Annotated in this window: 6 protein-coding genes; 5 read left to right on the top strand and 1 reads right to left on the bottom strand. The window is 40.8% G+C overall.

Annotation, left to right across the window (positions count from 1 at the left end):
• The first annotated feature begins 11 nt into the window (after positions 1–11).
• From ACT8YW_RS21260 to ACT8YW_RS21240, 5 genes are all read left to right on the top strand, one after another.
• Entirely contained in the window at positions 12–1478 is a 1467-nt protein-coding gene (locus ACT8YW_RS21260; RefSeq protein ID WP_444107072.1) for a tetratricopeptide repeat protein, read from the top strand.
• 172 nt (positions 1479–1650) lie between these two features.
• A complete protein-coding gene (locus ACT8YW_RS21255; RefSeq protein WP_444107070.1) occupies positions 1651–2496 on the top strand; it encodes an ABC transporter ATP-binding protein in 846 nt (281 codons plus the stop codon).
• A 6-nt stretch (positions 2497–2502) separates the two neighbouring features.
• Entirely contained in the window at positions 2503–3324 is an 822-nt protein-coding gene (locus ACT8YW_RS21250) for a hypothetical protein (protein ID WP_444107069.1), read from the top strand.
• A gap of 11 nt (positions 3325–3335) precedes the next feature.
• Complete coding sequence (locus ACT8YW_RS21245; RefSeq protein ID WP_004316563.1) at positions 3336–3704, top strand: GntR family transcriptional regulator; 369 nt, start codon at positions 3336–3338, stop codon at positions 3702–3704.
• A gap of 16 nt (positions 3705–3720) precedes the next feature.
• Positions 3721–4524 carry a hypothetical protein gene (locus ACT8YW_RS21240; RefSeq protein ID WP_444107068.1) on the top strand — a complete coding sequence of 268 codons (804 nt, stop codon included), beginning with the start codon at positions 3721–3723 and terminating at the stop codon, positions 4522–4524.
• Positions 4525–4700: 176 nt separating this feature from the next.
• Here ACT8YW_RS21240 and ACT8YW_RS21235 read toward each other — a convergent pair whose 3' ends face one another.
• Positions 4701–6338 (bottom strand): alpha-galactosidase D, encoded by a 1638-nt coding sequence (locus ACT8YW_RS21235; protein ID WP_444107071.1) that lies wholly within the window; start codon positions 6336–6338, stop codon positions 4701–4703.
• Positions 6339–6354 lie beyond the last annotated feature (16 nt).

Genomic DNA, 6354 nt, shown 5'->3' with positions numbered 1-6354 from the left:
TAAAGACTATCATGAAAAGAGTACAAATGTTTTTAGCTGGAGCGTTTATAGCAGTAGGGTCGCTCTATGCGCAATCATCTGACGCCGAATGGCAGGCTGGGGTTGCGAAATTGAAAGAAACTATTCAGACGAATCCGGCACAGGCTGCTGAAGAAGCAGAGCATCTGATTAAAGGAAAAAATAAGAAAAATGTGGAATTGTTGGTAGCTATTGGAAATGCATATCTGAATGCTGACAAGATTCCCGAAGCGCAGGAGTATGCAGCTCTTGCCAAAAAAGCGAATGGTAAATCGGCTCTTGCTTCTGTACTGGAGGGAAATATTGCCGTAAAACAGAAAAATGCGGGTCTTGCTTCTCAAAAGTATGAGGAGGCAATTTATTTCGATCCGAAATGTACGGAAGCTTATTTGAAATATGCAGATATTTATAAATCAGCCAATGCAAGTCTTGCCATTGAGAAGCTGAACCAATTGAAGGACCTGGAACCGTCCAACACAGCTGTGGATAAAAAATTAGCCGAAATTTACTATTTAAAAAATGATTTTAATAAAGCGGTAGAGGCTTATGCGAATTTTGCAATGGGACCTACTGCTACGGAAGAAGATTTGGTGAAGTATGCTTTTGCTTTATTTTTGAACCATGATTTTGAGAAATCACTCGAAGTAGCTAATATGGGATTGCAAAAAAGCGCACGTCATGCTGCATTCAATCGTTTGGCAATGTATAATTATACTGACCTGAAGCGTTTTGATGAAGCGTTGAAGGCTGCAGATGTCTTCTTCAAAGAATGTGATAAAGCCGATTATTCGTATTTGGACTATATGTATTATGGACACCTGCTGGAAAGTCTGAAAAAATATGATGATGCGGTAATACAATATGAGAAAGCGGTAAATATGGATCCGACAAAGACGGATTTATATAAAAATATCTCTTCTGCTTACGAACAGAAGAATGATTATAAAAAGGCAATCAGTGCTTACCAGAAATATTATGCATCTCTTGATAAGGAAAAACAGACTCCGGACTTACAGTTCCAGTTTGGTAGACTTTATTACGGTGCTGGTACGCAACCTGATTCATTAGCAATCACTGTTGAAGAGCGTAAGCAGGCGTTAATGTCCGCCGATTCCACTTTCCATGCAATTGCGGAAATAGCGCCGGACAGCTATTTGGGTAACTTCTGGAGAGCACGTGCCAATTCTGCACTGGACCCTGAAACTACTCAAGGGCTTGCGAAACCTTTCTATGAGGAAGTGGCTGCTTTATTGGAAAGCAAAAATGATCCTCATTACAATTCAGCTTTGGTTGAATGTTACAGTTATCTTGGATATTACTATTTGTTAGCGATCGAGAATCCGGCATTGAAGGCCGAAGCAAAGGCTAATAAAGATAAATCCATAGAATACTGGAATAAAATTCTGGCTATAGACCCCGCTAATGCTACTGCTAAAAGGGCATTGGACGGCATCAAATAGTGAATAATTTTAGTTGTTTGTCGTGACAGGAGGAGTGGAGAGTGATCTTAGCTCCTCCTTTTTTTTGCACTTTTTTCTCCTTTTCTATTGGAATATTCAAAAGATTGTCTACATTTGCGGTGCACTATTACACTAATACACTAAGAAACATTGTTCATTAAACAGAAATGCTATGATTACAGTAGAAAATCTTTCATTTACTTATCGTAAATCGAAGCGTGCGGTATTACATGATTTTTCGCTTTCGTTCGAGTCCGGCAGGGTATATGGACTGTTGGGAAAGAATGGCGCGGGAAAGTCTACTCTTCTCTATCTGATGTCCGGGTTATTGACTCCTAAAAACGGCAAAGTGGTGTTTCACGATACAGATGTGCGCCGTCGGTTACCGGTTACTTTGGAGGATATGTTTTTAGTTCCCGAAGAGTTTGAATTACCTTCAGTCTCTCTGGTTAGCTATGTGGAGTTGAACAGCCCTTTTTATCCCCGTTTCAGCAAGGAGGAGATGATTAAATATCTCCATTATTTTGAAATGGATATAGATATTGATCTCGGATCACTTTCTATGGGACAGAAAAAGAAAGTATTCATGAGCTTTGCGCTTGCTACAAACACTTCTCTTTTGTTGATGGACGAGCCGACCAACGGGCTGGATATTCCCGGTAAAAGTCAGTTCCGTAAGTTTATCGCATCGGGCATGTCGGATGATAAGACGATTGTAATTTCTACGCATCAGGTTCGTGACATTGATAAGGTGCTCGACCATGTATTGATTATGGATGACAGCCGTGTGTTGCTGGATGAATCTACAAGTAATATTTGCGACAAACTTTTCTTTGTGGAGAGTGACAATCGGGAACTGGCGAAAAATGCTCTTTTCGCAATCCCTACTATTCAGGGGAATTACCTGATACTTCCTAACGAAGAACAGGAAGAATCGGAATTAAATCTGGAACTTCTTTTTAATGCTACGTTGGCTGCTCCTGAAGAGATAGCCCGATTGTTTCACACTCAAAAATAAAAGACGATGATAAAAGATACTTTTTTCAGTTTGCCTCGTTTTATGAATCTTTGCCGTAAGGAGATGGTAGAGAATTGGAGATCGAATGTGCTTCGTATGGTGTTGATGTATGGAGTGATGGCGGTGGTAATGGTTTGGAACGGATATTTTGAGTATAGAGGTACTTATAATCATGAAAGAGATCCGATGTGGATATTTCTTCTGATTGCTTTTATTTGGGGACTGTGGGGCTTCGGCTGTTTGAGTGCTTCGTTTACAATGGAAAAGATGAAATCGAAAACGAGTCGTACTTCCATGTTGATGGTTCCGGCAACTCCTTTCGAGAAATTCTTCTCTCGATGGTTTGTGTTCACAGTAGTGTATTTGGTTGTTTTCCTGATTTCTTATAAGTTGGCGGACTATACACGGTTGATTATTTATTCTTTGGCCTATCCGGAAAAAGACTTCATTGCCCCTGTTGCCCTGTCGCATTTGGTTGGAGATAAAAAATATTATACTTTGTGCAACACCGGGTTGCAATTTGGAGCACTGATGTCAGGCTATTTCTTTGTTCAATCTTTATTTGTACTGGGTAGTTCTATTTGGCCAAAGAACTCTTTCCTGAAAACATTTGCAGCAGGAACAGTGATAGTTATGGTGTATTTTTTAGTCGGCATTTTGATGAGTAAGATTCTGTTGGAAAACGGTCAATATTATCCGGGAGGCATATTCGAGTCCAAAGATACTATTTGGTGGATCATAATTGTTGCCGGCATCTTTTTTGCGTTGGTGAATTGGACGCTGGCTTATTTCCGCTTTAAAGAGTCCGAAATTATTAATCGAATGTAATACCTTAACCTATGAATTTTAAAGAAAGTAAAGCTATTTATTTACAGATTGCAGATAGAATCTGTGATGAGATATTGCTGGGGCAATATCCGGAAGAGGAGCGAATCCCTTCTGTCAGAGAGTATGCTGCTATTGTGGAGGTGAATGCTAATACGGTGATGCGTTCCTTTGATTATCTTCAGATGCAGAATATTATTTATAATAAACGTGGCATTGGGTATTTTGTAACTACGGGAGCGAAAGAGCTGATTCATTCTCTCCGTAAGGATACCTTTCTAAAGGAAGAACTGGACTATTTCTTTCGTCAGTTGTATACGCTTGATATACCGATAAAAGAGATAGAGACAATGTATCATGAGTTTATAAAAAAGCAAAAATAGAATAAAGACGAATATTATGAAACGTACTACTTATATATTTATAGGCCTCCTCGTTTCGGGATTGATTGTAGTTGTGGCAACTATTATTTTCGTATCTACGTCGGGGAAGCCGTATTGGGAAAATGGAGCCTTTTTGGGTGATGAACAAGTGACAATGGACTTGAATGGCGTGCATGTTGTGAAGGTATTTGTCAGCCAGGATGGAGTGTTTAAAGAGAGGCGTGTGTTTGTGAGCGGAGAAATGCAAATAGAATCTCCTTCCGCTTTGTCAGGTAAAGAACAAATTTCGTATCCTAAGGGGAAATATTTGAATGTAATTCAAAAGGATGACACTCTGTTCATGAAGCTGGATTTTAGTGTGAATAATATTCCTGATAAATTTCAACACCAAGATTATATTTACTCAACTGGTTTTGACGTAAAATTGGCTGTGGACTCGCTGGCTAGCGCAATTACTGATACGGAAGGTTTGAAATTAAACTTGAAGGGTATTGAAACGGATTCATTGGTTGTCCGTGGGCGCTATAGTGTATCACTTGATTCTTGCCAACTTCGTTCGCTTGATATTCAGGGGAATGTGAGGGAATTTCATGCAAAAGACAGTAAAATAGAAAACTTCTATCTGAATTTAGATGGTGTGTGGAGATGGACATTTGCGAATACGGAAGTGGGAACGGAATATTTGACTGGTAGCAGTCATCATTCTAACGATTTGCAAAAAGGAGAATGCAAGCGGGTTGTCTGGACTCCTCTGACAGAAGATGCATGCTTGCAGATGAATATAGAAGAAAAGGCGGAGATTACAATAACGCCGGAATGAATGAAGCGAAATAGGTATGAAGATATAAAATATTGAACGAATTACTAGACAGTATCTAAACTGGAAAAGGAGCAATAATGGCTTTTAAAGTGCCTCCTAAAAGTAAGATGAAAAACTTTTAGGGGCATCTTTATTCCGTTGTTGCTCCTTTTAATATTGAGGGTTATATCGTCAAATTACAATGCTTTTGTCAGAGTGAAACAATCGATATCCGGTGCCCAGTTGTAACTATTACCCATGCGAATGGTGTTATATCCTGCTTTTAGTTCAACGGGAACTGTGATTTCGTTATGGTTATTATCCTCTCCCAAAGAATCTATTTTGGTAATAATGCCGTTGACATCCAGTTCTATTTGGCGTCCTTTACCGTATGAGTAATGGATAGTCATGTTGTAGCGTCCGCCATCTTCGCTATACACTTCCTTCCATTCGGCATAATTCTCCGGTTGTCCACCCAGGAAACCTACTTTCATTTTGCCGGAAGCTTCTTTGTCATTGGCATAAAGAATACCTTTAGGATTTTTACCTAGGTCGTTGAAAAGAGGCAAGTAAGCCCATTCTGCTTCGTACAGAGTCGGTTCCAGACGGGTTTCGCCTTCCATACGGAGGAACATGGCACTGTGTGCCGGAAGCGTTTGTTCGAATGTGCCGGAGAAGCTGCCTAAATCGTTATGTTTTACGAGATCACGTACTTTTACATTTCCTCCAAATTCCAATGAAGAGAACGGGACGGAGAAACTACATACGGTATCGGAAGGATTGTAGAGAGCCACAGCACGTATGTTTCCGCGTTTCTGCTCAATATCTTTCACAAGTACATAACCTTCATTTTCATGTTGCGCTACGTATGCTTGCAAACCCAGCGGGTCTTGGTTGAGGGCAATCAATTCTTTGTTTTTCAGCAGCTCGAGAGAAGACTCCGGTATGTTTTCCAGGTTACATCCGATAAGCAAAGGAGAGCTCATGATACACCATAAACCGAAATGAGCTTCTTCTTCTGTCGGGGTAAGACCTTGTCCGCCCACTTTGCTGTCGTTACGGAATCCGATAACCATCATGTCCATGTCATTGTAATGTCCGTTGCCGGCATAGGCAGACAGGTAAAGATTCTTGCCGACTACATATCTTAATGAGCCCCAATGTGCGTTAATATCACCGCTGATACGCCAGGAGGTTGCTGCGTCTTTGGCCCAAGTACCCGGGAAGGCCCATCGGCAGATATTGATGGAAGCATCTTTGTTCACTTTGTCTATACTGTTCCGGATTGAAGTGTAGCGTTCCTTTTCATTAAGTCCCAGCGCATCTCCTCCGCAATAGTCAATTTTGATAAAGTCGAAACCCCAGTCGCCAAAGTATAATTGGGCGTCTTGTGGTTCATGCCCGTAGATACCTGCTCCTATACCTGCAGTGTCATTGTCCCACATGGAACCACACGTACTATTACCCGCATCGGTATAAAGGCCGGCTTTCATTCCCAGGCTGTGAATATGATCCGCCACCGGTTTCATGCCGTTCGGGAAGCGTTTTTCATTTGCAAGCATTATTCCGTTGTCGTCACGTTTTCCGAAATAGCCATCATCAACATTGACATAATGATATCCGACATCTTTCAGGCCTTTTTCCACCATCAGGTCAGCCTGGTGTTTGATAATGTCTTCACTGATGTCTACACGAAACGCATTCCATGAACTCCATCCCATGATAGGAGGATTGACTGCCTTTTCATTTTCCGAAAGAGTGGTTTGAGTCTTTGTACAACTGATGCACATAAAAGAAGCTACTGCTACTGTAAAGAGATAAATCCTGTTTCTCATGATATAATAGGTTGGT

It is taken from the genome of Bacteroides sp., from assembly GCF_052357945.1.
Lineage (GTDB): Bacteria > Bacteroidota > Bacteroidia > Bacteroidales > Bacteroidaceae > Bacteroides.
Note: the sequence above shows the minus strand (reverse complement) of the source record. Positions and strands in the feature narration are given on the sequence as shown.